Genomic DNA, 1,184 nt, shown 5'->3' with positions numbered 1-1,184 from the left:
AGTTCCCACCAACTGTCGGGATCGGCCTCGCGATGGCGATCTTGGGCAGCCATCGCCGCACCCCAGGTGGTGGCCGACACTGGCGGACCGGTTGCCGTAGCTCCGTAGGCCAGCGCGATATCGGCCGGGTGGGTCTGTTCAGCCTCAGCAGAATTGGGAAACTCGCCCCACTCAGCCAACGCGTCGGAGCGCTCTGGCTGGTGTCGGGTGGTGAACCACCACACGAACACCGCCGAATGCAGCCGGTATAGGCGCACCCGATCGGCGTGCGCACCGTCGACACCAGCAGCAACAGCGGCTCGCGCTAACCGCGACCGACGCCGGTACACGCGGCCATCAGCGGTGCACAGCCCGAACGAGCGCAGTGCGCGCAGTTTGCTGCGCACCGTCGCCGGACAGACACCCAACCTGGTAGCCAGCTCACGCACCGATAGGCGGCCAGCGGCCAAGTGTGTCCACACGCGCATGCCCAACACCCCCAGGGGGCGGGCGTGCCAGATATCTTCCCGGGCGCATTCGAGCTCAGCGTCAAGCCGGCTCTGCATCTCCGGGGTAAATACTGCGCCACTTCTTTGCTCCCCGCCCCCGGGTCTCACGATCCGCCACACTGCCGCCCAGGGGCCAGCTGCTCGCTGCACGCGGGCCACCCAGCCCTGCTGGGTCAGGACTCTCAGTCGGTCGGCAACGGTGTCTCTTGTCAGGCCGGCGGCGAGGGCCCAGTCGCGTTCGGACAGGTGCACCTCGCTAGCCGCGGCTGCGAGCGTGCGTGCTGCCAGTGCCAGGAGCACCAGGCGGTCCTGGGCTCCTGTCTTGCCAGCCCACCGGCAGGGCTGGGCGTCCATACGGGTGAGCAGGTCGGCGACAGCGGCCTCGGCAGCTCGGCGGGCAGGCGAAGGTCCTGCCGTGCTGGGCCGGGTGTAGCTGGCTGCGGTGACGGCTTTGGCCCACTGGCGGGCCAACTCAGCTGTCGCATCGAATCGGGGGGTGCGCTCCCCCGAACTGGTGCGGTGGGTGCGGACAAACTCCAACCCGGGCCAACGGGCGGTGAAAGCGGCCTCGTGCACGTCGCGGTACTGCATCCGGGCGTGGGCGCAGGCCAGAAGAATTGACCACCCCACCGCGGAGGCATCCGTATGGGCAGTGATCGGGGCGCGGGCAAGGGCACGGATCTGAGGGTTCAGGGG

The 1,184-nt window shown here is 69.0% G+C and carries 1 protein-coding gene; it reads right to left on the bottom strand.

What is annotated here, in order from left to right; translation table 11 throughout:
- Positions 1-788: hypothetical protein (locus G6031_RS18220; RefSeq protein WP_182654043.1), on the bottom strand; the 788-nt coding region annotated here is incomplete at its 3' end.
- Positions 789-1,184: the final 396 nt, after the last annotated feature.

It is taken from the genome of Dietzia sp. CQ4, from assembly GCF_014145125.1.
In the GTDB taxonomy this organism is placed as follows: Bacteria; Actinomycetota; Actinomycetes; order Mycobacteriales; family Mycobacteriaceae; genus Dietzia; species Dietzia natronolimnaea.
The sequence above is the reverse complement of the archived record's forward strand: the minus strand, read 5'-3'. Positions and strand labels throughout refer to the sequence as shown.